Origin of the sequence: Polaribacter sp., from assembly GCF_049276715.1 — a bacterium.
GTDB lineage: Bacteria > Bacteroidota > Bacteroidia > Flavobacteriales > Flavobacteriaceae > Polaribacter.
On sequence record NZ_JBASWY010000041.1, the window covers coordinates 78,980 to 103,109 of the forward strand.

General features: G+C 30.1%; 21 protein-coding genes. 9 read left to right on the forward strand and 12 right to left on the reverse strand.

Annotation, left to right across the window (positions count from 1 at the left end; translation table 11 throughout):
- Positions 1 to 51: 51 nt before the first annotated feature.
- The 8 genes from WAO74_RS10175 to tsaB all read left to right on the forward strand — a co-directional run bounded on the left by WAO74_RS10175 (position 52) and on the right by tsaB (position 5,784).
- Positions 52 to 1,032 carry a cytochrome c oxidase subunit 3 gene (locus tag WAO74_RS10175; RefSeq protein ID WP_422161800.1) on the forward strand — a complete coding sequence of 327 codons (981 nt, stop codon included), beginning with the start codon at positions 52 to 54 and terminating at the stop codon, positions 1,030 to 1,032.
- A 21-nt stretch (positions 1,033 to 1,053) separates the two neighbouring features.
- Entirely contained in the window at positions 1,054 to 1,395 is a 342-nt protein-coding gene (locus WAO74_RS10180; RefSeq protein WP_422161802.1) for a cytochrome C oxidase subunit IV family protein, read from the forward strand.
- 88 nt (positions 1,396 to 1,483) lie between these two features.
- Entirely contained in the window at positions 1,484 to 2,155 is a 672-nt protein-coding gene (locus WAO74_RS10185; protein WP_422161804.1) for a hypothetical protein, read from the forward strand.
- Positions 2,152 to 2,823, forward strand: a complete 672-nt coding sequence (locus tag WAO74_RS10190) for an SCO family protein (RefSeq protein WP_422161806.1) — start codon at positions 2,152 to 2,154, stop codon at positions 2,821 to 2,823. The genes WAO74_RS10185 and WAO74_RS10190 overlap by 4 nt, the downstream gene beginning before the upstream one ends.
- Positions 2,816 to 3,355 (forward strand): DUF420 domain-containing protein, encoded by a 540-nt coding sequence (locus WAO74_RS10195; protein WP_422161807.1) that lies wholly within the window; start codon positions 2,816 to 2,818, stop codon positions 3,353 to 3,355. Before WAO74_RS10190 ends, WAO74_RS10195 begins: the two co-directional genes overlap by 8 nt.
- Positions 3,348 to 3,569: a hypothetical protein gene (locus WAO74_RS10200; RefSeq protein WP_422161809.1), complete on the forward strand. Its 222-nt coding sequence runs from the start codon at positions 3,348 to 3,350 to the stop codon at positions 3,567 to 3,569. The genes WAO74_RS10195 and WAO74_RS10200 overlap by 8 nt, the downstream gene beginning before the upstream one ends.
- Before the next feature lie 116 nt (positions 3,570 to 3,685).
- A complete protein-coding gene (locus WAO74_RS10205) occupies positions 3,686 to 5,017 on the forward strand; it encodes a TolC family protein (RefSeq protein ID WP_422161811.1) in 1,332 nt (443 codons plus the stop codon).
- A gap of 80 nt (positions 5,018 to 5,097) precedes the next feature.
- Positions 5,098 to 5,784 (forward strand): tRNA (adenosine(37)-N6)-threonylcarbamoyltransferase complex dimerization subunit type 1 TsaB, encoded by a 687-nt coding sequence (tsaB, locus tag WAO74_RS10210; RefSeq protein ID WP_422161812.1) that lies wholly within the window; start codon positions 5,098 to 5,100, stop codon positions 5,782 to 5,784.
- 9 nt (positions 5,785 to 5,793) lie between these two features.
- Here tsaB and WAO74_RS10215 read toward each other — a convergent pair whose 3' ends face one another.
- Positions 5,794 to 6,594 carry a mechanosensitive ion channel family protein gene (locus tag WAO74_RS10215; RefSeq protein ID WP_422161814.1) on the reverse strand — a complete coding sequence of 267 codons (801 nt, stop codon included), beginning with the start codon at positions 6,592 to 6,594 and terminating at the stop codon, positions 5,794 to 5,796.
- 61 nt (positions 6,595 to 6,655) lie between these two features.
- A complete protein-coding gene (locus WAO74_RS10220; protein ID WP_422161815.1) occupies positions 6,656 to 7,009 on the reverse strand; it encodes a DUF1304 domain-containing protein in 354 nt (117 codons plus the stop codon).
- Positions 7,010 to 7,423: 414 nt separating this feature from the next.
- Between WAO74_RS10220 and WAO74_RS10225 the strand changes: the two genes are divergently transcribed.
- Positions 7,424 to 7,780, forward strand: coding sequence for a toxin-antitoxin system YwqK family antitoxin (locus WAO74_RS10225; RefSeq protein WP_422161817.1), 357 nt, complete (start codon positions 7,424 to 7,426; stop codon positions 7,778 to 7,780).
- 318 nt (positions 7,781 to 8,098) lie between these two features.
- Here WAO74_RS10225 and WAO74_RS10230 read toward each other — a convergent pair whose 3' ends face one another.
- The 10 genes from WAO74_RS10230 to WAO74_RS10275 form a co-directional block, all read right to left on the reverse strand.
- Entirely contained in the window at positions 8,099 to 8,818 is a 720-nt protein-coding gene (locus WAO74_RS10230; protein WP_422161818.1) for an energy transducer TonB, read from the reverse strand.
- 63 nt (positions 8,819 to 8,881) lie between these two features.
- On the reverse strand, positions 8,882 to 9,166 hold the full coding sequence (locus WAO74_RS10235; protein WP_422161820.1) for a VanZ family protein: 285 nt from the start codon (positions 9,164 to 9,166) through the stop codon (positions 8,882 to 8,884).
- Between the two features lie 58 nt (positions 9,167 to 9,224).
- A complete protein-coding gene (gene gcvH, locus WAO74_RS10240) occupies positions 9,225 to 9,605 on the reverse strand; it encodes a glycine cleavage system protein GcvH (protein ID WP_422161822.1) in 381 nt (126 codons plus the stop codon).
- A gap of 24 nt (positions 9,606 to 9,629) precedes the next feature.
- Positions 9,630 to 16,679, reverse strand: coding sequence for a cell surface protein SprA (gene sprA, locus WAO74_RS10245; protein ID WP_422161823.1), 7,050 nt, complete (start codon positions 16,677 to 16,679; stop codon positions 9,630 to 9,632).
- A 4-nt stretch (positions 16,680 to 16,683) separates the two neighbouring features.
- A complete protein-coding gene (gene ruvA, locus WAO74_RS10250) occupies positions 16,684 to 17,265 on the reverse strand; it encodes a Holliday junction branch migration protein RuvA (protein WP_422161825.1) in 582 nt (193 codons plus the stop codon).
- Positions 17,266 to 17,282: 17 nt separating this feature from the next.
- Complete coding sequence (locus WAO74_RS10255) at positions 17,283 to 19,571, reverse strand: NADP-dependent malic enzyme (protein ID WP_422161827.1); 2,289 nt, start codon at positions 19,569 to 19,571, stop codon at positions 17,283 to 17,285.
- 114 nt (positions 19,572 to 19,685) lie between these two features.
- Complete coding sequence (locus WAO74_RS10260) at positions 19,686 to 21,419, reverse strand: alpha-amylase family glycosyl hydrolase (RefSeq protein WP_422161829.1); 1,734 nt, start codon at positions 21,417 to 21,419, stop codon at positions 19,686 to 19,688.
- Between the two features lie 24 nt (positions 21,420 to 21,443).
- Positions 21,444 to 22,382 carry a carbohydrate kinase family protein gene (locus tag WAO74_RS10265; protein ID WP_422161831.1) on the reverse strand — a complete coding sequence of 313 codons (939 nt, stop codon included), beginning with the start codon at positions 22,380 to 22,382 and terminating at the stop codon, positions 21,444 to 21,446.
- Positions 22,383 to 22,433: 51 nt separating this feature from the next.
- Positions 22,434 to 23,750 (reverse strand): MFS transporter, encoded by a 1,317-nt coding sequence (locus WAO74_RS10270; RefSeq protein ID WP_422161833.1) that lies wholly within the window; start codon positions 23,748 to 23,750, stop codon positions 22,434 to 22,436.
- Positions 23,740 to 24,105 (reverse strand): glutaredoxin family protein, encoded by a 366-nt coding sequence (locus tag WAO74_RS10275; protein WP_422161835.1) that lies wholly within the window; start codon positions 24,103 to 24,105, stop codon positions 23,740 to 23,742. The genes WAO74_RS10270 and WAO74_RS10275 overlap by 11 nt, the downstream gene beginning before the upstream one ends.
- Positions 24,106 to 24,130 lie beyond the last annotated feature (25 nt).

The window sequence follows — 24,130 nt, forward strand, 5'->3', positions numbered from 1 at the left end:
AAAATAGTTATTTTTGACAACTAATTAAGAATATAATAACTTAAATTATTTATGGAAGCAAACATTGCTATACCTTCAGACGGAAAAAACACTTGGGATGGTGGAGGAGTAAGACCATTTGGCGCAAGTTATGGTAAAATGATGATGTGGTTTTTTATCGTGTCTGATGCTTTAACCTTTTCAGGCTTTTTGGCAGCTTATGGTTTAACTCGTTTTAAATTTATAGATTCTTGGCCAATTGCAGATGAGGTTTTTACACATATTCCTTTCGTACATGGTAATTATCCTATGTATTATGTGGCTTTCATGACATTTATACTTATTTTCTCTTCAGTAACAATGGTATTAGCTGTTGATGCTGGTCATCAAATGAAAAAAAACAAAGTAGCTTGGTATATGTTTGCCACTATTATTGGAGGTTTAATATTTGTTGGTTCACAAGCTTGGGAGTGGAATACTTTCATTAAAGGTTCTTATGGAGCAGTAAAAACTACAGATGGTAAAGTTTTACAGTTTGTAAAAGATGGTCATCAAATTGCCTTATCTGATTTTGTGGTAGGAGATCGAATGGATGAAAGAATTACACATACTAAAAAGAACGGTTTGTGGTTTGTAAGTGGAGAAACAGTTCCTGAATATTCAATTGCTCAAATAACAGCTTCTTATCAGGCCAATTCCTCTATTCAAATTAGAAGTGAACAAATAAATTTAGCAGAAAAGAAAAAAATCATACTATCCAGAGAAAAAGGATTGGAAGAGCTAACAAATGGTGAATTGGTTTTAGAGGGTGCAAACCTTGAAGCAAATGAATATGGGAATACTATTTTTGCAAATTTCTTTTTCTTTATAACAGGTTTTCATGGTTTTCACGTATTCTCAGGAATTTTAATAAATATTATCATATTCTTTAATGTAATTCTTGGTACTTATGAAAAAAGAGGACATTATGAAATGGTAGAAAAAGTAGGATTATACTGGCACTTTGTAGATTTAGTTTGGGTATTTGTATTCACTTTCTTCTATTTAGTTTAATTGATAAAATAGCATTATAAAATGGCACACGCACACGAATCACATACTAAAAAAATCTGGGTAGTTTTTGGAATTTTATCTGTAATTACCATTGTAGAAGTTGGTTTTGGTATTATAAAACCAGCATCATTTCACTTAACTAGTTTTTTAGGAACTAGCCCATTAAACTGGTTATTTATAATTTTGACTTTAGCCAAAGCTTATGGAATTACTTGGGCATTTATGCACATGGATGGAGAGAAAAAATGGTTTAGACGTGCAGTAGTTTGGACAGCAGTTTTTCTAATCTGTTATTTAGTAACATTGCTTTTAATAGAGGGTGGTTACTTACACAGCACACTTGCACCACTAGTAAAATGGTAATTTAAATATAGAGGTGGTTTTAACCACCTTTTTTTATATACTTAAAATATTCGAAAGCTAATTTCGGCTTTTAATCAATTTTTGATAAATGAAATTTTTCACTAAAAAAAGAATCGTTTTATTCTTACTTTTTATTTTTCCTCTCATCTGTTTTTTAATTTTATCTACAGGTGAAAATAATTTTAAAAGACTTCCTACTCTTACAGAGAATATTGTAGATATTTCTGAATTTGATAATAGCAAAAATACATTATTAAAAGACCACGTTTCAATTGTTTGTTTTTTAGGTAATGAAAGTAACCAACTAAAATCTGGACTTTTAGCTTTGAATGAGAAAATCTATAAAAAATTTTTAGATTACAAACAGTTTCAAATTATTGCTGTTTATCCTAAAGGACAAGAAACAGAGGTTTTTAAAATAAAAGAAGAATTAGCATCATTTACAGATATGCAAAAATGGTCCTTTATAGCTTTAGCTGAAAAAGATATCGAAAATTTTTACAGCACCTTTTCTGTAAATGAACCTCTTGTAGATTTAGCTTCTTCTAAAGTTTTTTTATTTGATAAAAACATGAATTTAAGGGGTAGAACCAATGATGAAGATAGCAAAGATGGCTTATTATATGGTTATAATATAAATTCTGTATCTGAATTAAATGGGAAATTAAAAGATGATATTAAAGTATTGTATTATGAATATTATGCTGCTTTTAAAGACAGAAACAAAAATAAAGCAGATAGAAAAGAAGTAGGGATATGAGTAAAAAGTATTCTTACATAGGGATTGCATTCATCATTTTATTGTTTGGCATTTATACAATTCCGAAAATAGTTAATCGTTTTTCTGAATCTGGCTTGGTATTTCTTAATAATTCAGATGTAATACCCAAGAAAAGGAAAGTACCAGAATTCAGTTTTGTGGATCAAGAAGGAAAAACAATTACCAACGAAACATACAAAGGTAAGGTGTATGTTGTGGAATTCTTTTTTACAACTTGCCCATCCATTTGCCCAATAATGACCAATAAAATGCTGATTTTACAAGATGCTTTTTTTGGGAATCCTGAATTTGGTATTGCATCAATTTCTATTACTCCAGAAACGGATACACCAGAAATATTAAAGGAATATGCTAAAAACAAAGGGATTTCTCATAAAAACTGGCATTTGTTAACAGGTAAATCAGAAGAATTTATTTACGATTTAGCTCAAAAAGGCTTCAGTTTATATGCTGGTAAAGGAGATGAAAAACATGGAGGTTTTGAGCATTCTGGATATTTTGCGTTGGTAGATAAAAGCGGTTATTTACGTTCAAGAAAAGATGCAAATGGTAATCCGCTTATTTATTATAATGCAATAGAAGATAATGGGTTTCCAGATCAAATAAATGAATTAAAAGAAGATATTAAATTGTTGCTAAATGAATAATCTAACAAAAGAAAGAAATTACAAGAAAATAATTACAGCTTTATCAATTATAATTCCAATAGCTGTTGCAGGTTTATTTGGAGTTAACTTAAGAGGATTGGGCTTTAATGTAGAACCACTTACTTTTTTGCCGCCAATTTATGCCTCTATTAATGGTTTAACAGCAGTTTTATTAATTGCTGCAGTTATTGCCATAAAAAAAGGAAATAGAAAATTACACGAACAATTAAACACGATTGCAATATTTTGTTCTTTAGTTTTTCTATTGATGTATATTGCTTATCATATGACATCAGATTCTACCAAATTTGGAGGTGAAGGAATTATAAAATACGTTTATTATTTTATTTTAATTTCACATATAGTTCTATCTGTAATTGTTATTCCTTTTGTTTTAACAACTTTTATGCGAGCTAAATTGGAAAATTTTACGCAACATAAAAAAATCGCAAAAAAAACATTTCCATTATGGCTTTATGTTGCTGTAACTGGAGTTGTAGTTTATATAATGATATCTCCTTATTATGCATAAAAAAAGAATACTTTTTCTTTTGTTGTTTACGGTTTTCACCTTCAAATCTTTTTATTCACAATGTGCTATGTGTAAAGCTGTAGTAGAAAATGGAGACCAATCTATTGCTGAAGGTGTTAATAATGGGATCACTTATTTAATGGTGTTTCCTTACCTGCTAATTGGTGTTTTATTCTTTACTATATATAGATATAGAAAGCAAACCAAAAATTAACATTATACTAAGAGTATAGTTTTGTAACATATTTTACTTTTGGTCGTCTTATAAGCATAATCAAAAGATTTTTTTTTGATTTCATAAAACAATGAACCAACCAAAAACAATACGTTTTGAAAATTAAACTTATCTTATTTGTAGCTTTTTTAACTTCAATAGCTACTTTTTCTCAAAAACAATGGACTCTTAAAGAATGCGTAGATGAAGCATTAAATAAAAACATTACCATACAACAAAATAGATTAAGCCTTGAGCTTGCCAAAAAAGATGTAGAAATAGCCAAGGGAAACTTTTTACCAAATTTAAATGGGAATACATCAGGCAATCTTAATTTTGGAACTGGTTTTGATCCTGTTTCTCAAGATAGAGTAAATACAAGTTTTTATGGTGGTTCAATAGGTTTAAGTTCTGGTATTACAGTTTTTAATGGCTATAGAAATACAAATATTTATAAACAAGCGCAATTAGGTGTAGAAAGTAGTTTGCTAGATTTACAAAAAATAGAAAATGATATTTCTTTATTTGTTGTAAATGGGTATTTAAATATATTATTTGCTAAAGAAAATTTAAACGCAGCAAAAGTGCAATATGATATTAGTAATAAACAAATAGAAGCTGCACAAGTTAGATTTAAGTCTGGTGTTATACCTAAAGGAGATTTGTTAAACACAGAATCTACAGCAGCTACAAATTTACAAACAGTTATCGCTCAAGAAAATGCTTTAGATTTAGCACTTTTAAATTTAGCACAATTATTACAAGTACCTTCAGAAGGTTTTGATGTAGCCTCAATAGATGTTGGAACGCCATCTGCTAATTTGTTATATAATAATTCTTCTTTTGTTTATGATAAATCTATATCAAGAATGCCAGAAATAGCGAGAGCCAAGTTAGCAATAGAAAATGCAGATTTGAATATAGATATTTCTAAAGCGTCTTTTTTACCAACAGTTACAGCATCTGCTGGATTATCAACTAACTACGGATATAATTTAAATTTACCTCCAGGATTTTCTAATGCAGCTTTTTTCGGTCAGTTAAGTGATAATTTAGGTTATGGTTTAGGATTTAATGTTGCTATCCCAATTTTTAATCGTTTTCAAACAAGAAATAGAGTTGCACAATCTGTTATCAATAAAGAAATATCAGAAACAAGATTAGAAAGCGAAAAGTTGAGTTTAAAACAAACTATAGAGCAAGCTTTTTTAGATGTTAGAAGCGCTTTAAAAAGTTATGAAGCTGCAAAAATTTCTTTAGAAGCACAAGAAGAGGCATTTAAAAATGCACAAGAACGTTATAATTTTGGAGACATGACTCAATTCGATTTTGATCAAGTAAGAACCAGATTGGTAAATTCAGAAGCTACTTTAATCCGTTCTAAATACGATTATGTATTTAAAACGAAAGTGCTACAATTCTATGCTGGAGAATTAACACTAGATTAATAATAAATAAAATTAAATATTTAAACCTCATTAATTTAGTGAGGTTTTCTATTTAAATTATCTTTGTAAAAATTTTTTATTTGAGTACTATTTTAAACATAGAAACAGCTACAAAAAATTGTTCAGTGTGTATTGCCAAAAACGGAGAGATTTTAGCAATAAAAGAACTCAACAATGGGAATTATTCTCATGCAGAAGTATTACACCCTTTTATTGTTGATGTTTTAAAGGAGGCCAATTTAACATCAGATAAAATAGATGCTGTAGCAGTTAGTAAAGGTCCAGGCTCTTATACAGGTTTAAGAATTGGAGTTTCTGCAGCAAAAGGATTGTGTTTTGCTTTCGATAAACCTTTAATTTCTATAGATACTTTATCATCTTTATCTTATGCTATTTCTATTAATATGGGAATAATTGTACCTATGTTAGATGCAAGAAGAATGGAGGTTTACGCAGCTATTTTTAATGAAGAACATAAAAAAATAAGAGAAATTAAAGCAGAAATTATTGATGAAAATTCTTTTTCAGAATATTTATCAGATCATAAAGTCTATTTTTTAGGTGATGGGGCTCACAAGTGTAAAGAAATAATAAAACATAAGAATGCCGTTTTTATTGATAATAAATTTCCATCAGCAAAAGAAATGGCTCAATTATCTTTTAATAAATACAAAATAAGCGACTTTGAAAATGTCGCTTATTTCGAACCTTTTTACTTAAAAGATTTTATCGTAATTCCAGAAAAGAAAAAGAAACCTACTTTTTAACCTTTACTCTTATTTACTAATATTTACTCTATGAGGATACGGAATTTCGATACCAGCAGCATCTAAAGCCAATTTAATGTTCTCTGTAATATCAAAATAAACGGCCCAATAATCTGCTGTATTACACCAAGGTCTTACTGCAAAATTCACTGAGCTATCAGCTAGCTCCATAACAGTTACACTAGGTGCTGGATCTTGTAATATTTTTGGGTGCGCAGTTAAAACATCTGTTAAAACTTGTTTGGTCTTTTTTATATCTGCATCGTAAGAAACACCAATAACTAAATCTACACGTCTTGTGCCTTCTGTTGTATAGTTTAGTATATTTCCATTAGATAAAGCTCCATTTGGTATTATAATTTCTTTATTAGACAAGCCCGTAAGTTTTGTAGTAAAAATATCAATTTCTTTTACAACACCTATTTCTCCTTGAGCTTCAACTAAATCTCCAATTTTAAATGGTTTAAAAATCATTATTAAAACTCCACCAGCAAAATTACCTAAAGAGCCTTGCAATGCTAATCCAATTGCTAAACCTGCTGCTGCAATAATTGCTGCAAAAGAGGTGGTTGCAATACCAAGCTGAGAAATTACAGTTATAAACAGTAGTATTTTTAAAAGCCAACCTACTAAATTTCCTAAAAATTTTTGCAGAGTAATATCAACATTTCTCTTTTGCATTAATTTTCGAGATGATTTCACTATCAGCTTAATAATATATAAGCCTAGAAGTAGAATTATAAGAGCTGTTATAGCCTTTGGAGCGTATAAAAACAAGATGTCTTTACCAGTTTCAATATAATCTTCCATTTTTATTTTTTAGTTATAAGGTTGTAAAAATAAGGCTTAATAGATAATTAGTCTACGAATTTTAAAAAAACAGAACTATTATAGCCAGAGTTGCAGGGATAGATTGTATGTAAAAAATCTTAATTTGTTTTGTAGAGTAAGCACCATATATCCCAGCAATAAAAACACAGATTAAAAAAAATATTGAAACATTTTCATTTCCAGAAATAATAGACCAAATTAAGCCAGCAGCTAAAAAACCATTATATAGGCCTTGATTGGCCGCTAAAACTTTTGTTTCTTCTGCAAACTCTAAACTTTTAAGGTTAAATGCTTTTCTACCTTTTTTAGTTGTCCAAAGAACCATTTCTAAAAACATTATATAGATATGTATAATGGCAACAAGGCTAATTAAAACGGGCTGTAAGTAATTCATTATTAGAATTTAAGAAGATTTATAAATATGGAGTAATATAATCATTTTTAAAGTTTTATTTACCTAAAATAGTATTTTAAGATTTACTCTAAACTTAGTTATCTCATCCACAATTACAACTGCACTTTGAGATTGTACAAATACATACTTCATTTTTTTAAAGATTTAGATGCATCCTTTACCATTTTTTTTGATGCATCTTCCCAGTTTTGCTGGAGTTTGCTAATATTTCAACTACTTTGATTACTTCCATAATCCTTTAATTTTTAAACTTTTAAAACGATAATATATATTTTTTATCTAGCGAAAGCTATAAATATACCCAATGTTAAATTAATGTTACCAAAATGTTGTTTAATTGTTACATATTATATATATTTGTAAATATAATGTAAACCTTAAAAATTATTAGTCATGAAAAAATTTATAGCAATTGTTATTTTTACCTTAATAACTATGGCAGGATATGCACAAGAAAAACAAACAACTTTTGAGGCTGAAGGAGATTTAGTGAAAGCAACATATTATTATGAGGATGGATCTGTAAAAACCCAAGGTTTTTTTAAGGACAAGAAATTATCTGGTGAATGGACCAGTTATGACAAATCTGGAAATAAAGTTCAATTAGCTTACTATGATAATGGTAAGAAAGTAGGAAAATGGTTTGTTTGGACAAATGAATCTTTAAAAGAAATCAATTACGAAAATAATTCAATCGCTTCTGTGTATGTTTGGAAATCAGATTCTAAAGTAGCATTTAATAATAAGTAAATAAGAGCATATCAATTTTAAAATAGAAACGCATTAAGTTTAATCTTAATGTGTTTTTTTTATGTCTAAAATTAATTTATCCGTCTTTAAATAGAATTTTTAATAATTATGTTTACAATAGACTGTCGTTTAACAATCTTCTCGTAAAGTCTTTAGTGTAGTTAAAACTGTTTTTAAATACAATAGAAAGTTGTCTTTAAAGACAATGCTATTGACTTCTTTTTAAGCCTAAATATTATTACATTAACATATTAAATGATCAAAAAAAAACGATTAGAATAAGTCTAATCGTTTTTCACTATTTTATTTGAGTTATATTTATTCTACTATAAGAGTAAATGGAATACTGTATTTTACACCTACTGGTTTGCCTCTTTGTCTTCCAGGCTTCATTTTAGGTAATTGTTGCATTACACTAATTACTTCACTTTTAATTCTTGGGTGTGGAGCTCTAGTTTGAATATCTACAATGTTTCCATTTTTATCAATTTTAAAACTTATAAATACTTTTTTCTTACCTGGAGATAAACCCAATTCATTAGGTAATTCTGCATCGAATTTTCTTGAGAAGTGCTTTTGAACTTTATCACTAAAGCAATCTTTAAGTTCATTATTGTTACCAGTACAACCTGGAAAAACAGGAACGTTCTCGATAATCATAAAACTTACATCTTCTATTACTTCTTCTACTTCTGCAACTTCTACAATTTCTTCTACAACTACTTTTTCAGTTTCATCTGTTTCTGTAGATTCAATTACTGTTTCTTCAATCTCTTTCTCATCTTCAACAACTTCAATTTTTTCTGGAGTTGGTGGTGGTGGAGTTTTTGGTTTTACAGGTTCTACTCTTTCTGTAATTGGAATATCTTCTTCCAGTTCCTGATTCATGTTAACTACACCTAAATCTCCATAGGTTTTGTCGTATGTTTTTTGTTCTATGGCAGCATAAGTAATAAAAAGGGCTAAAACTAGACCTATTTGCATAAAAATTTTGCTAAAATTTTCTAAATTTGACTTCGGATTTTTCTTTATTTCCATTCTAAAAGAGTTTTAATAGGTTGCTAATTTAACTAAATTATTGTTTTAAATGCAATCTTAACATTAATTAATATATTTTTTTTTAAAAAATAAATTAAATAGTATTAAAGCAAAGAGAACTCCTAATGAATTTGCTAAAACATCGATATAATCTCCTGTTCTGTAATTTGTGAGAGTTGTTTGAAATACCTCAATAATTATGCCAAAAAGAATACAAATAAAAGCAATTAAGTTTTTCTTTTCTGGCTTTTTATAAAAAGTAAACAGCCAAGTTATAGTTAATACAAAATAGGCAAAACCATGATAAGCTTTATCAATATTGGATATATTGATGCTGGTTTTAGGCATCTCGATTAAACTTAAGCATAGAATGCAAATACTTATTGAAATTGCTATTAGAAGTAAATTATCCTTTAACAAGGTTTTTATATTCTTCAGCATTTAATAAGTTTTCAATTTGAGATTCGTCAGAGATATTAATTTTTATCATCCAACCTTTTTCATAAGGGTCTGAATTTACTAATTCTGGATCGTGTTCTAAAGCTTCATTAAATTCTATTACCTCACCTGTTAAAGGCATAAATAAATCTGAAACTGTTTTTACTGCTTCTACAGAACCAAAAACTTCACCTTCTTCTACAGTATCGTCTAAAGTGTCAACATCAACATATACAATGTCTCCTAATTCTCCTTGAGCGAAGTCTGTAATTCCTACAGTAGCGATTGAACCTTCAATTTTAATCCACTCATGGTCCTTAGTGTATTTTAATTCAGCTGGAATATTCATTTTTTAAATTTTATTTTATTTTTTTTAATTTCCTCCTAAGTTGTATACAATATTAAATCCACCATTAATTGCCTGTCTAGGGAATGTTGTAGAGATTGCATACTTAGATGTTTGATGATTGTAATAGAAAGAGGCAGTTAAATTTGCGCTCAATCTATAATCGGCTGTAAATTTAATTGAAAATAATCTTTGTCCACCACTTATTTGGTCATTATCTTCATCTACATATCTAATTTGTGTTAAATTATCTCTAAGAGATACATCTGCTCTTAAATTAATATCGCCTTTTAAAGTAGTTTTTTTACCAGTGAAACGCGTATTCATTTTAACATCTTTAAAAACATAACCCAATCCAAAGATATATTCTGTGCCAGCAATATCTGTTAAAGTACCATTGTTAAAATTCATGGTTAGGGTTCTATCTCTCTTCACTTCACCTCGAAAAGAAAATGAATTTTTCATTTTCATATCTACTTTAATTAATGGTGAAAATTCATCAACTAAAGTTGCACTTGCTACCAATCTTTCTGGTCTAAAATTACCTGCTGCATTTTTTTCTGTAAAAGCAGTATTACTATTGTATTGTAAATTATTTGTAAAACTAGAAATCGTATAGGAAGAACGATAACCATGTGAAACTATAAAAGTTGAAAAATTCTTTTTAAACCAATTAAATTTCATAAGTCCATTATAACGTATGGTCCAGTTTGGAATAGGTATATTTCTAAACAAACCTGTATTTACTGTGTTAGGGTCTTTACCAGAATAAGCAGCTATAAAAGCAGGTAACAAAACTTGTTGACTATTTTCTCCAAAACCTGTTGGATCTGCAGTTGGGTTTTCTGAAGCATATCTGTTAGCAATAACAGTTCTGTAATCTTTCATGGTTTGAAAAAGTGCATCACCATCTGTGAATGCTGTTGATAACATAGAGTGACTTGTACTAAAGTTTCCTGTTTCGAAAATTGGAGTATCTTCTAAAGTTGTTCGACCTTCGATTAAATCTAACTGTTGAGAAATATCGCTAGTATTAATTTTGTTTCCTCTAACATCTATATCTAAATCTTGAAAAGGTTTTACAGTAAAGGTATAATCGAGTTTATTATAATAAGTTCTGCTGTAGTTTTTATTAAAGTATTCTGCACCATCAACTCTGGTAACTAACCAGCCGTTTTCTAGAGCTTTGTTTCTAATATCTACTTGACTTCCAAATGCAAACGATGTTGGTGGCCCACCTAAAAAACCAACTCCTTGGTTGTAACCTTGTAAATATTGACCATTATTTTCTGTATAACTTATTTTACCTTGTTTTACAGAGGTAACAACATCCCAAGCTCCTTTTAAAATCTTTTTGCCTACAGGTAAATTCTTCTTTGGTTGTATTCTGGATGTATTGTTGTCTTTTGCATTTTTTCTTTGCGATTTAGTTAGCAATAGCTTTTCGAAACCAACTTTTTTATAAATTTGATCAAAAGACAAAGTTGTATTTACGTTATGCGTATTTGCATTCTGAATTACGTTTCCTATTTGTTCCACAATGGTTTCGTCTTGTGATGATACTTTCCAATCAAAGTCTGCTGTATAAGCATAATCTGCTTTCATAAAGCTTAAAAAAGGAAATTTATCTGAAGGTAAATTATAGGTAGCATTTAATTTTTGATGATATTGGTTTGGTCTTCCTGTATTAAAGAAATTATCAAAAATTTGCAATTCTTCTCCAGTGCCAAAAGTATCGTAGATATAACTATTTGAGGCATTAAAATTTACTTGTAGCGATTTTGTTAAATCGAAACCAACTGTGTAATCCCAATCAAACAAAAATCTTCGTTGAACTAATTCTGGCTGTTCAGATAAACCAGGCACTAAGTTTCTAGATTGTTGCTCATTATAACTTCTATTAACTCTAGAGTTAAATGCTAAAGTTGCAGGTACTGGATTTACATTTAAATCTTTAATAAATTGCCAATATTTGCTTCTAAAAATGGAGTCGTTGTTCTTAAAAGGTTCTATAGATTTAGAGTCGAAATTAAAATTATAAGCTGCAGAAGCCATTACGTTTTCGTTAATGTATTTCTGAATATTATAATCTCTATGGAATTCTTTATTATGAGCGTAAGAAACTGCTAAGTTTTCTACATCGTAAAATCTTGGTTTTTTTGTAGAATTCGGGTTTCTATTCTTTTTAACGTTTGTAAAACTGATACTAGTTCTTTTGGTATAATCTCTAGAAAATTCACTATTTGGGTTTTGCCCAATTGCATCCTCTAATTTTACATCTTGGTATTGAGGATCAAATTTTGGGTCTATAAATTTTTCACCAATACTGTAACTCATAGGCAACTGAATTCCCCATTTTTCTGGAGTTATTACTTTACCAAGATTTATTGTAGTGGCAACATCATACTCTTTAGTTTCATCTAAACTTCGCTGATTTACTCTGTCTTCTACATTACCAAAACCAATTGTTTGAATACTTCCAGAAAGCGAGACGTTTGCAACATCTGCAAAATTGGCATCAGCATTTACTACTGCAGCCCAACCAGCTTCATTATCGAAACCAGAAGAACGTAATTCGTTAAACCAAACTTCTCCGCTTTTAGCAACAACACCTGTATTTTTTAATCCAAGTACTATTGTTCTTAATTGCGCTAAAGTTGGGTTTCCTTTAACCGAAATTGTATAATTTCCAACCTGACTTGTAGATGTATAAAGTTGGTTAATTGGCGCGTTAATAGCATCTCTTTCTAATTTAACGCCGCCAAAATTTTCTAAAAATGCGTCTAAATTATTCGCTTCTGGCCAAATATCAAATTGTCCATTTCCTCCAGGACTAACTGTTAAAGGTATTTCTATTTGATAATAATTATCGTCTAAATCTGTACCCAATCTAATTACACCAGCAAAACCATCATCACCTTCTAAATGCATAAACATTTTTAGATTTTTAAATCGTCTTAAATCTACACTTATGTTTTTATAAATAGCTCTTGTTTTGTTAGGCTCTAAATTATTTACTTTTAAAGTTACAGATTGCTCGTTTTGTAATTGCACAGTTGTAGTTCCCTGTAAACGTTCACGCTCAATTCCTGGAGGCTGAATATAACTTCCATTATTTTGTTCGATACTTACCACTCCAACTTCGAAATTTTCTAATTCTGTTTGATTTAATTCTCTATCAGGATCTATTGCTGGATCTATAGTTCTTACATAACGTCTCCAATCTCCACGAACTAAATCTAATTCTCCAAATCTAACAACTACTGGCATTTTAAAATTGGTTAAAAACATTCTTACAAAACGAATGCTATTAAAGTCAGAAATACCGTTTATTGGAGTTCCATTTCTAATGGGCACTCTAAATTGATACCATTTTGTTTCTTGCGTTGTTCCATTTTCTAGAGATACAGTGGTTGTTTTTTCATCAACTATAAAGTTGGTGCCTTTTACCAAATTATTTCTATTCATAGAAATTTTGTACTCGTAATAACTCTCAACAGTATTCATGGTTTGATCTCTGTTGATGTCTTCTACATCTGGGTAAGTTGTTGATGATGTTGGAAAAGCTTCTGTAGATTGATTTAAAGTAGGCGAGTTTCCCTGGGTGTTGTTAAAATCTTTATATCTTGTAAGTATAGATGCATTGATTGCATCTAATTGTCCTCCTCTGAAAAATTGAAAATTGTCTGCTGCAGGATCTTCTAATGTACTATAAATACCAATATTGGCTAAGTTTTGTTCTTCTGTGTCATTTAAACCATCAAACCCTAAATCTTGATTTGTTCTTGCTGCATCTTCTTCGTTAAAAGCATAAATAATTGAAGGATTTCTAGGCACATCACCCCAAGTTGTTCTGTTAACATTACCTCCATTTGTTTTTAAACCATCTTCTGGTAAACCGTTTTCGAACATCTTTCGATTATCTTTTAAGATGTCTTCTGAAATGTTTCCTAAGTTGATGTATAAATCTCCCACTTGATTTGTAGGGTCGTTTGGATTTACACCTTGTGGCAAACCTTCTTGATTTGTAATAGAGTAATTTTGATACGGATCCATGATCCAAAACTGGATGTATTCTACATTTGCTTGATCAAAATTATTTGTATTTAAAGGACGCATAATTCCACCCCAATTTGTATTCGGGTTTGGCAATCTTATTCTTCCATCTTGAATGTTTGCATTTGGATTGAAGTTATATGAACCTCTTTCTTCTGGAAAATATGCCAAATCTAAAGTTCTAATTTGCGAATTTTGAGTAATATCTAATTGCTGATTTGGAAATAATTCAGCAAAATTAATTTGCCTTGTTTCTGCTCTCGAAAGTTCATCAGCATCAACACTTTCTGGTGTTTGTCCAAAACCATAAAAAACCTGATCAATACTATACCAAGCTAACTTTCCTCTTTTATAATTATAAGACAAATCGTTTTGTTCTCCATTAAAACCAGGGAAATATTTTGGTGTACTTGCTTCATACCAATCTAAAGCAGACAATAAACTAATAGGAATTTGTGACGCTTCAAAATCGTCTATATAAGAAGTTGCAGCACCTGCAACATCAATTCCACTTGGAGTTCCTGGCAATAAATAAGCCATATCTGCTCTTACAGATAAATTAGAAGGAACATCTGTATCTACAAAAGGAAGTTTATTTGCCAATTTAGTAAAGTAAGGTACTTCTGTAGAAAAATCTATATTTAAACCAAGCATGGTATTGTCTATAGGTTCAGAGCCAAAATTAACTTTTGGTGTTAATGGTCTTTCCATTACATTTAAAATGGTGGCACCAACAACTAAATCATCAGAAAATTTATGCTCAACATCTATACCCATAAAGGTTTTTCTTTGTTGATTAAAAACAGCATTATTTTCTGTAGATACATTTATTGGAGTTCCAGATGCTTGTAGGCCTGGATCTATAATTTGAACTCTACCTAATTGATAATCCACCACAAAATCTACACCTTCTACTAATTGTCTACCTCCAGCAGTTACTCTTACAGAACCTCTTGGAACGTTAAATGCGCCTATTGGAATTCCACCAGCACTTTCTGATTTAAAGTATCCTTTTAAAAAGTATTTGTCTTTATTTTGGAAATTATTCTGAATATTAATTTTGGTATTTAAATACATTTCTTTAAAAAGAAATTGTTGATCGGAAGGTGTTGTTAAATCACTTTCTAATCCACTTCCAAAAGGTTCAGGATTTGGGAAAATGATGTATCCGTTTTGAGAGTTTACAGTAATACCTTCCACATAATCAAAAAATCCATCAGGAGTTCTAAACTGACTTTGGTCTAATTGATCTAGTTTTAAAACTTGAATTAATGGTTTATTAGGTATGCCTGGAGTCGTTGCATTTTGCAATACATTCGAAGGTATTCCAGTATCATCATCTCTATATTGAATTTCAAATCGAAAGCCATCTTGTGTTAATGGAAATGCGCCCAAAGCATAAACGTTTTTCATCATTAAACGCCAAGTAGGAAAAGACTCCTCTGTATTTGTTGTTGTGTTTGTTCGTTTGGTTTGTAAAATTTCTGAACGTAATAATTTTACTGCTAAATTTTGTGGTGCTTGAATTCCATCATTAGAAAATTCTCCAACTTTAAAAGATTTTTCGGTACTACCATTTACACTTCCTGCAACAGTATATTCGTAAGCAACTGCTAAAACTTCTCCATCATTTAATCTTCTGCTTAAAGAAATATAACCCAATTGAGAGTTTAAAACATATTCGTTTACATCTAATCTTCTTGCATTTTCTAGAATAGAATAATCTGTTCCTTGTTGCATTTGAAAAGTGTTCATTAATGTGTTATCTACATTTGCAACATCTCTAATGCCATTTAAAGTATTCTGATTGTAAATGCTATTTGCATTATTTTGAGGGATATTTAAAACCTGACCGTTCGAATTTATGGTTACAGGATTTACAGGAAGCACAGTTCCAGAATCATCTACTAAATTTCTATATGTAGAATTTGTATTATTATTTTCACCTAAATCTGCAAATGCTACAATACTTCTAAAATCTTGAGTGCTTGCATTTCTATTCGTTACCCAAACCTCTATTCTAGTAATATTTACTTGACTACTAATTAGTGGATAATTTTTTACAGAGTTTGCATAATTATCAATAAAAAATTGCGATAAGAAAAAGTGTCTATCATTATCGTAATCTGTAGTTCTTAATTCGAAAGGTTGTATTGAGGCGCCTGCTTCTGCAGTAACAGTTTTACTTTCTGAGTTTTGTTGAGAAAAAACGGCTGTAATATTGGTGTTTCCAAATTTTAATTGTGTTTTAACACCAAACAAACTCTGGGCTCCATTTATTAAAGAGTTTTTAATAGGCATTGCAACGTTACCAGCCTCAATTCCTTGAATAATATCGTCTTCTGTGGGTTTGTATTCGATGGTTACTAAATTTTGAAAATCGAAAGTAGATTGCGTATCATAATTTGCTGTAAATTCTAAACGCTCTCCAACTTGTGCTCGAATGCTGGCATTTATTTGTTGATCAAAATCGAACGTAATACTACTTCTGTTTTCTTCTGAAATTTGCGGATTTTCTGTATTTTGATAAATAAAACCTAATTTTATATTAAGGTTTCCTGTAGGTGTAACTTTTACAGTATTTCCACCAAAAATAGATTCAAAAAATTTAGAGTTAACGTAATAAGTTGGTAGCAAGTCTTTTTGAGCGTCTGCAGAACCTTTCTTTTTGCTATTGGTTGCACTTACTTTGTCTTTAAAATATTGCAACATATCTCTTTTTAAACGATATTGTTGATATTCTTTTTGAGTTAAGTAAATAGGAGTTCTTGTTTGATAATCTCCAATTTTTTCGATAATTACATACTTATTTAAAGCCTTATCAAAAATAATTTCCTTTTCAGCTAAATCATCCAAGAAAAGCCCCCCTTTTTGGCTATTTTTAAAATCGTATCTTAATTTTAAAGTATCTTTTTTAACCTCTGTAGAATCTTTACTTTCATTGGTTTGTGCATAGGTAGCAAAGTTTACTACAAAAGTAAAAAGGACTAATAAAAATATATTTTTTAATAATCTAATCAATTGATTATAAGTTTTTTAAAGCTAATTTAATAATTTTTTCTACAGAAGCATCTGCATTCTCCCTTAAAATAGCGTTTACAATTTTTTCTGATTGTTTTCTTTGAAAGCCTAAAACTTCTAAAGCAGATAACGCTTCATCTTTATTAGTATTGTTTCTGGTAAAAGAAACTTCATCAATATTAAAGGTTTTTAAAATCTTATCTTTTAAATCTACAATTACTCTTTGCGCAGTTTTAGCACCAATACCTTTTACAGATTGTATTACAGCTACATTTTCTGATGCAATTGCATTCTGTATTTCTTCAGAGGTCATAGAAGAACACATGGTTCTTGCAATACTTGGCCCAACACCAGAAACTGAAATTAATAATTTAAAAACTTCTCTTTCTGTTTTTGTGATGAATCCAAATAAAGTATGTGCATCTTCTCTGATAGATAAATGTGTGTATAAAACTACATTTTCATCCGAAGGCAAAGCACTGAAGGTGTTTAAAGAAATATGCAGTAAATAGCCAACACCATTGCAATCTACTACAACTTCTGTCGGATTTTTCTCTACTAATCTTCCCCTAACTTGTGTTATCATAAAACTTTTTCTCGGCTCTAAAGTAGTGAATTTTTATTCTTTTCTCTCTGTTGTGCATCAACAGCTGCTAAAGCAGCCATATTTACCATTTCATCCACGCTTGCTCCTAGTTGTAAAACATGCACTGCTTTGCTTAATCCTAAAATTACAGGACCAATAGATTCTGCTTTGTCTAATTGTTTTAATAATTTGTAGGTAATATTTGCAGATTCTAAATTTGGAAAAATTAAAACATTTACTTTTTTTCCGTTTAATTTAGAAAATGGAAATTCTTTTGCTAGCATTTCTGGATTTAATGCAAAATCTGCTTGTATTTCTCCATCTACAATTGCATTCGGAAAATTACGATGAATGTAAGCAACAGCCTCTCTAATTTTTTGAGAAGATTCTGTGTTGGTAGAAGAAAAATTGGAAAAAGATAGCATAGCAACATTTGGTTTCATACCAAACATTCTAACCATATTAGAGGTCATTTGACATATTTTAACCAAATCTTTCGCAGTTGGATTGATGTTTATTGTAGTATCTGCAAGAAAAATTGGGCCTTGTTTGGTTAACATTAAATTACAAGCAGCAACTTTAGAAATTCCTTTATCTTTTTCTATCAACTCTAAAATTGGTCTCACTACACTTGGGTAAGGTCTTGAATAACCTGTAATTAATGCATCTGCTTCATTTTCGTTCACCATCATTGCAGCAAAATAATTACGTTCTCGCATTAATTTTTTTGCTTCTGATAAAGTTCTTCCTTTTCTACGTCTTCTAATCCAATAGGCTTCTCCAAATCTATTTCTTCGTTCTTCTTCTTCGTCTGTTTTTGGATCAAAAATTGGCACATCATCTGTAAAACCAATTTCTTCTTTTAGTTCTAGAATTACTTCTTTTCTACCTAATAAAATAGGTATTCCTAATCTTTCTTCATGCACTCTTTGGGCAGCTTTTAAAACATCTAAATGATCTGCTTCTGCAAAAACAATGCGTTTTAAGTTGCTTTTTGCTCTATTGTGAATTAGTCTAATTTCTTTACTTCCAGAACCAGAACGTTCCATTAATTCTTCTCTGTAGGCTTCCCAATCAGAAATTGGTTGTAGTGCAACTCCAGAATCCATAGCAGCCTTTGCAATTGCTGGAGGAATTTCGTAAATTAATCTTGGATCGAAAGGTTTAGGAATTATGTATTCTTTTCCAAAAGTTAAACTAACTTCATCATACACAATATTTACTTGTTCTGGCACTGATTTTTTAGCTAAATCTGCTAATGCATGCACAGCTGCCATTTTCATTTCTTCATTTATTTTTGTAGCTCTAACATCTAGAGCACCTCTAAAAATAAATGGAAAACCAAGCACATTGTTTACTTGATTAGGATGATCTGATCTTCCTGTAGCCATCACTAAATCATCTCTTGTAGCAATTGCTAAATCGTAATTTATTTCAGGAACTGGGTTTGCCATTGCAAAAACAATTGGCTCTTTTGCCATCGATAACAGCATTTCTGGAGAAACTACATTCCCCATAGATAAGCCAATAAAAACATCTGCATTTTGCATCGCTTCTTCTAACGTGTATATGTTTTTAGAGGTTGCAAATTCTGCTTTTTCTGATGTTAAAAACTCTCTGTCTTTTCTAATAACCCCTTTGCTATCGCACATTACAATATTGTCTCTTTCTGCACCTAATTTTAAATACAAACGAGTACAAGAAATTGCTGCAGCACCTGCACCATTAACTACTATTTTTACTTTAGAAATATCTTTTTCTGTAATTTCGATAGCATTTTTTAGAGCAGCAGCAGAGATTATAGCAGTTCCATGTTGGTCATCATGCATTACAGGAATGTCTAACTCCTCTTTTAATCGTCTTTCTATTTCGAAAGCTTCTGGAGCTTTTATGTCTTCTAAATTAATTCCGCCAAAAGTGGGTGAAATTGCTTTCACTACTTGAATAAATTTTTCTGGATCTGTTTCATTAATTTCGATGTCAAAAACATCGATATCTGCAAAAATTTTAAAGAGTAATCCTTTTCCTTCCATCACTGGTTTTGAGGCTTCAGGACCAATATCTCCCAAACCTAAAACTGCAGTTCCGTTAGAAATTACAGCAACTAAATTTCCTTTAGATGTATATTTATAAACGTTCTCTTTATTTTTTGCAATTTCTAGGCAAGGCTCTGCAACTCCTGGAGAGTATGCTAAAGCTAAATCGTGTTGTGTAGCATATTTTTTGGTAGGGACAACTGCTATTTTTCCTGGTCTTGGTTTGGCATGATACAATAATGCTTCATGTCTTTTTCTAGAATCGCTCATAAAATAGTTGTTTGCTTATATTTAGGGATACAAATATATGCTTTTCAATGAAAGAGCGTAAGAATTTTTAAATCTTTTAAATTGCTTTTTTGATTTTTTTGAATAAGTGTTTATTTAAAAAATTAAAGATTTTTTTTCTCCTTTATCTGAATAAAGAACAGAAAAAGAATACGTTTTAAGATTCGCTTTTAATTCAGCAAAAGAATTGTTGAGTTTCCAAGTAATTCGCATTTCAGTTTCTGGAGATTCATTAAAAATAATTTTACCATTAAACGCTTCCAAAGTATTTCTCAATCGCATTAATTCAAGTTGATTTAAAACAATGTCTGTTTTTAAACCATCTTCAATATCTTTTGATGATAGGGCAGTTCTATTGATTTCTTTATGAGCACCTGTGCCACCTTTATTTGCAGCTTCGTAATTATTTTTACCTGCAAATAAATCTAAATACCAAACTTGAGGAATTCCAGGCATAAATAATTGAATGGCTCTTGCTAATAATAATTTTTGATCATTTTCACCTAAAGCGCTAAAAAATGTAGCATTTACTTGATAGTATGAAATTTTATTTCCTGCAGGGTCATATAAATTTTTAACTCTTCCACCACGTTCTATAATAGTATTCATAATAGATTCTATTTCTGAATCTTCCAATAAACCTTTATTGTAAGCACCATTAACTTCTTTCCCTTTTAAGTCTAAAACCGGAATTCCATCATGGCAACCCAACATATTTACAGTCTTATAACCTTTTGCAATAATTTCTTTTGCCCAGTTTAGAATAGCTTTATTATTTCCTTTTTCTAAAGTGTGAATCATTAATCCTGGTAGGAAAAAATCATAAATTTGATAGCCTTCTTTGGCAACTTCATCATGAAGATGCAAACCATATTCAGCATGAATTTCTGGTAAAAGCGTTAAGTTATTTTTATCAGCAATTTGTTTTATTTTTTCTAAGTAGGTCCAAGTACCTGGTTTGTTAAAAAAGTTAGATTGCCCAACTTCTTTGTGCAAATAAGCAAAAGCATCTAACCTTAATATAGAACATCCAAAGCTTTTTACTTTTGCCAAAGTTTCTTCGTAAAAATTCCAAACCAAATTTGATTTTGCATTTACATCCATCTGACCTAAAAATGTTTTTTTTGAATTTACGATTTTTAAAAGTTCAGTTTTTAGCGGTTCATCAAAATCTAAAATTGAAATATCTTTTTTTCTTTCGATTGCTTCATTAATTGTGATACAAATTTCTTCTTTTTCTATGATAGATAAATTCTGTAATGCATCTAAATCATCTAGAATAACTTTTTCAAAATTTATTTCTTGATAAAAAGTATTCCAATATGGTTGTTCAGTTCCGTCTGGAAATGGAACCTTTAAAATTGGTAAGCCAGATTTTCTCATAAATAATTTATTGAGAAATTCTTCTTTAGGAATTATAATTCCGTCTTTGTTTAATTCGCCATTATTTTTCCAAAAGCTATTCCAGTTGATAAAAAAATCTTTGTATTTTGATTTTTCACCGTTTTTTAAAATGTCTTTAAACTGAGGAGAAGCTACAGAAAGATGATTTAAAACAATGTCAAATTTTAAATCAATTTTCAATTCTTTTAATGCTTTCAAATCGTCTTTAGAAACTAACTCTTCGTTTATGTTATAATCAATAATAGAAAAACCTCTATCTAAATCGCTATTAAAGAAAGTAGGTAACACATAAAACAAAGAAAACACATCTTTAAAATCTTTTTTTTGAAGCATTTTAATAGTGTCACTTAAATTTGTTCCAATACTATCTGGATATGCATTTAGCATAACACCATTAGAAATAGTAGTATTTTTTTCTGATGACATAAAAAAGGTGTTTTTAAGTAAAACTTATAAAAGTTTTGATAAAATATTGATATTGTTAGGTAATCTACCTACGTTTTGTAGTTTTAAAGCAGCTAATTTTAAAGCAATTTGCAAACACTCTTCAATAGATTTTTCTTTTATGTAGGCAAATAAAAAGCCAGACCAAAAAGCATCTCCAGCGCCTGTTGTATCCATTACCTTTTCTATTTTTATAGCGGGTAATTGAATAATGTCTTTCCCTTTTTGAGAAAGTTTTACCCCTTCACTTCCTAGTGTTAAGCAAACAGTTTCTACGCCTAAATTGTGAAAGAACTCAAAAATTTCTTTATGTGGAAGTTGTTTTTCAAAAAGACGCAACATATCATCTTCACTAATTTTTATTAATGGATTGAATTGACAATAATTTTTAATTACTTGTAAAGCTTGTTCTTTAGTTTCCCAGAGTTCTTTAGCGTAATTGACATCGATACTTAATTTGCATCCTTTTTTGTGAGCTTCTTCAGCTTTTTTAAGAATAGTTGTTTGTGCAGGATTTTTACTTAGCGCGAAACAAGTTGTATGAAAAATTTTTGTTTGAGATAACATTTCAGTAGTAATTTGATCTTCTGAAATGTGATAATCTGCATTTCTGTAAGGCATAAAATCTGGTGTGCCATTAGAACGAGATACAAAAATAACGCTCGTAGAATTATTTTCAGATTTCTTTAAGTGCTTTGTGTTTACTTTTACTTCATTTAGTCTTTTAAAAATGTATTCTCCAAAGCCGTCATTACCAACAGTGGAAACTAAAGTAGAGGATAAGCCCAATCTTTTACAGTTCATAGCTACGTTTGCTGACGAACCACCTAAATATCTGTGGTAGTCTCTAGTTTCGTTTATTAGCACATTGTTTTGGTGGCCTATAAAGTCTACTAAAACTTCTCCCACACATAAAATATCTATGTTTTTATTACTGTTCTTCAAAATTAATTTTTGATCTTTTTATCTATTTTTTATATAAATAGAATCTTAAGTTTATTCTGTAATTGATTTTGGTTCTTTGAGTCTAAGTGCTAAAAAACCAGAAATTATAAAAAAGGCACCTCCTAGTAAAATGGCATTTATTGCACTATTATTCAAAAGGTTTTTTACAATCGGCCCAAAAGTTAATGTTTGAATCCCCATTGGAATTACAATCATCATATTTAAAATACCCATATACACACCACGTCTTTCTTGAGGTACTATTTTAGATACCATAGAATATGGAATACCCATCATTGCTGCCCAACCAATACCAAATAAAATCATTGGTAAAATAACCAAAGTTGGGTCTTGTATGTTTGGAATACTAAGCATAGCAATACCTGTTAAAAATAAACTAAGTACATATACTTTTTTTCCTCCCCATTTTAATGCAAAAGGAACTAGTGCCAGTGCAAAAACAATAGTAGAAATATTGTAAGTTGTATTCATTTTTGCAGCTTGACTCAATGCTTCTGACTTGTTAAAGCCCATACACTCCTCAAACATTGGCGAGATAAATTGCCAGTAAATAAATAGGGCATACCATTGAAAAAGATAAACTCCAGCTAACTTCCACATAAATTTTGGCATGTCTTTTATTGCACTTACAATTTCTTTAAAAGGGGTTTTTACTCTATCTATAAAAGATAATTTATTGTGATGTTCTATTGCTTTTAACTCTTCTACTGAAGGCGGTATTTCTGGTGTTTTTAAAACCGACCAAAGTATGGTTGCAACAGATAGTATTGCTCCTATAAAAAAGGAGTAATACAGCCATTTTGGTATTGCTTTTACAGTTTCATCTACATTTTCTACACCACCAAATTGATCTTGAAAAATAAAAATAGATGCGTTTGCCAACACAATACCTGCACCTACAAATAAACTTTGCATTTGATAGCCAAAACTTAATTGTTTGTTTGGTAATTTATCACCTACAAAAGCACGATAAGGCTCCATAGCCATATTGTTACCAACATCTAAAATCCAAAGTAAACCTACTGCAAACCATAAAGATGGACTGTAAGGAAAAGCGAATAAACACAAACTACCTATTAAAGCACCAATTAAAAAAAATGGTTTTCTTCTTCCCCAACGTGGAGACCATGTTTTGTCTGAAATTGCACCAATTATAGGTTGAATAATTAAACCTGTAACAGGGCCAGCAAGGTTTAATAAAGGTAAATCTTCATGACTAGCACCTAAAAAAGAAAATATGGGATTAACAGCGGTTTGTTGTAAGCCAAAACTGAATTGGATTCCTAAGAATCCTACATTCATATTAAATATTTGCCAGAAACTTAGCGTAGGTTTTTTAATTTTCATCTTTTTCTATTTTTTTAGCTAATACTTTTAGAAACTCTTGCAAGTTACCTTTGTTTAAAAAAACATCCCCTTTATTATCTACTACTGGTAAGCTTAAAGTATGAATAGAAATATTGTTTTTTTGAAGTTTTAATAACATTTCTTGTTCCTTTGCTTTATTTATATCAATATCGTAATACGTGAATTTAACCTTTTTTTCTTTCAAAAAAGCTTTTGTGTCTAAACAACTATGGCAACTATCGCTACCATACACAATCATTTTTTGTTTTTTTGATTCTTTATTTTGATGAAAAACTTCTTGTGCATTGCTTTGAAGTGATGTAAATAAAAGAACAATAATTATGAAATGTTTCACTTTAAAATAATTTTAGAATTTGATG

What these genes read in the sequence shown, in the direction of transcription:
- WAO74_RS10220 (WP_422161815.1), bottom strand. Translation starts at nt 7,009, where the DNA reads ATGAATTACTTACAGCCCGTTTTAATTAGCCTTGTTGCCATTATACAT.
- WAO74_RS10260 (WP_422161829.1), bottom strand. Translation starts at nt 21,419, where the DNA reads ATGTCATCAGAAAAAAATACTACTATTTCTAATGGTGTTATGCTAAAT.
- WAO74_RS10215 (WP_422161814.1), bottom strand. Translation starts at nt 6,594, where the DNA reads ATGGAAGATTATATTGAAACTGGTAAAGACATCTTGTTTTTATACGCT.
- WAO74_RS10225 (WP_422161817.1), top strand. Translation starts at nt 7,424, where the DNA reads ATGAAAAAATTTATAGCAATTGTTATTTTTACCTTAATAACTATGGCA.
- WAO74_RS10185 (WP_422161804.1), top strand. Translation starts at nt 1,484, where the DNA reads ATGAAATTTTTCACTAAAAAAAGAATCGTTTTATTCTTACTTTTTATT.
- WAO74_RS10230 (WP_422161818.1), bottom strand. Translation starts at nt 8,818, where the DNA reads ATGGAAATAAAGAAAAATCCGAAGTCAAATTTAGAAAATTTTAGCAAA.
- WAO74_RS10235 (WP_422161820.1), bottom strand. Translation starts at nt 9,166, where the DNA reads ATGCCTAAAACCAGCATCAATATATCCAATATTGATAAAGCTTATCAT.
- WAO74_RS10200 (WP_422161809.1), top strand. Translation starts at nt 3,348, where the DNA reads ATGCATAAAAAAAGAATACTTTTTCTTTTGTTGTTTACGGTTTTCACC.
- gcvH (WP_422161822.1), bottom strand. Translation starts at nt 9,605, where the DNA reads ATGAATATTCCAGCTGAATTAAAATACACTAAGGACCATGAGTGGATT.
- WAO74_RS10195 (WP_422161807.1), top strand. Translation starts at nt 2,816, where the DNA reads ATGAATAATCTAACAAAAGAAAGAAATTACAAGAAAATAATTACAGCT.
- WAO74_RS10175 (WP_422161800.1), top strand. Translation starts at nt 52, where the DNA reads ATGGAAGCAAACATTGCTATACCTTCAGACGGAAAAAACACTTGGGAT.
- WAO74_RS10270 (WP_422161833.1), bottom strand. Translation starts at nt 23,750, where the DNA reads ATGAAAATTAAAAAACCTACGCTAAGTTTCTGGCAAATATTTAATATG.
- WAO74_RS10190 (WP_422161806.1), top strand. Translation starts at nt 2,152, where the DNA reads ATGAGTAAAAAGTATTCTTACATAGGGATTGCATTCATCATTTTATTG.
- ruvA (WP_422161825.1), bottom strand. Translation starts at nt 17,265, where the DNA reads ATGATAACACAAGTTAGGGGAAGATTAGTAGAGAAAAATCCGACAGAA.
- WAO74_RS10180 (WP_422161802.1), top strand. Translation starts at nt 1,054, where the DNA reads ATGGCACACGCACACGAATCACATACTAAAAAAATCTGGGTAGTTTTT.
- WAO74_RS10255 (WP_422161827.1), bottom strand. Translation starts at nt 19,571, where the DNA reads ATGAGCGATTCTAGAAAAAGACATGAAGCATTATTGTATCATGCCAAA.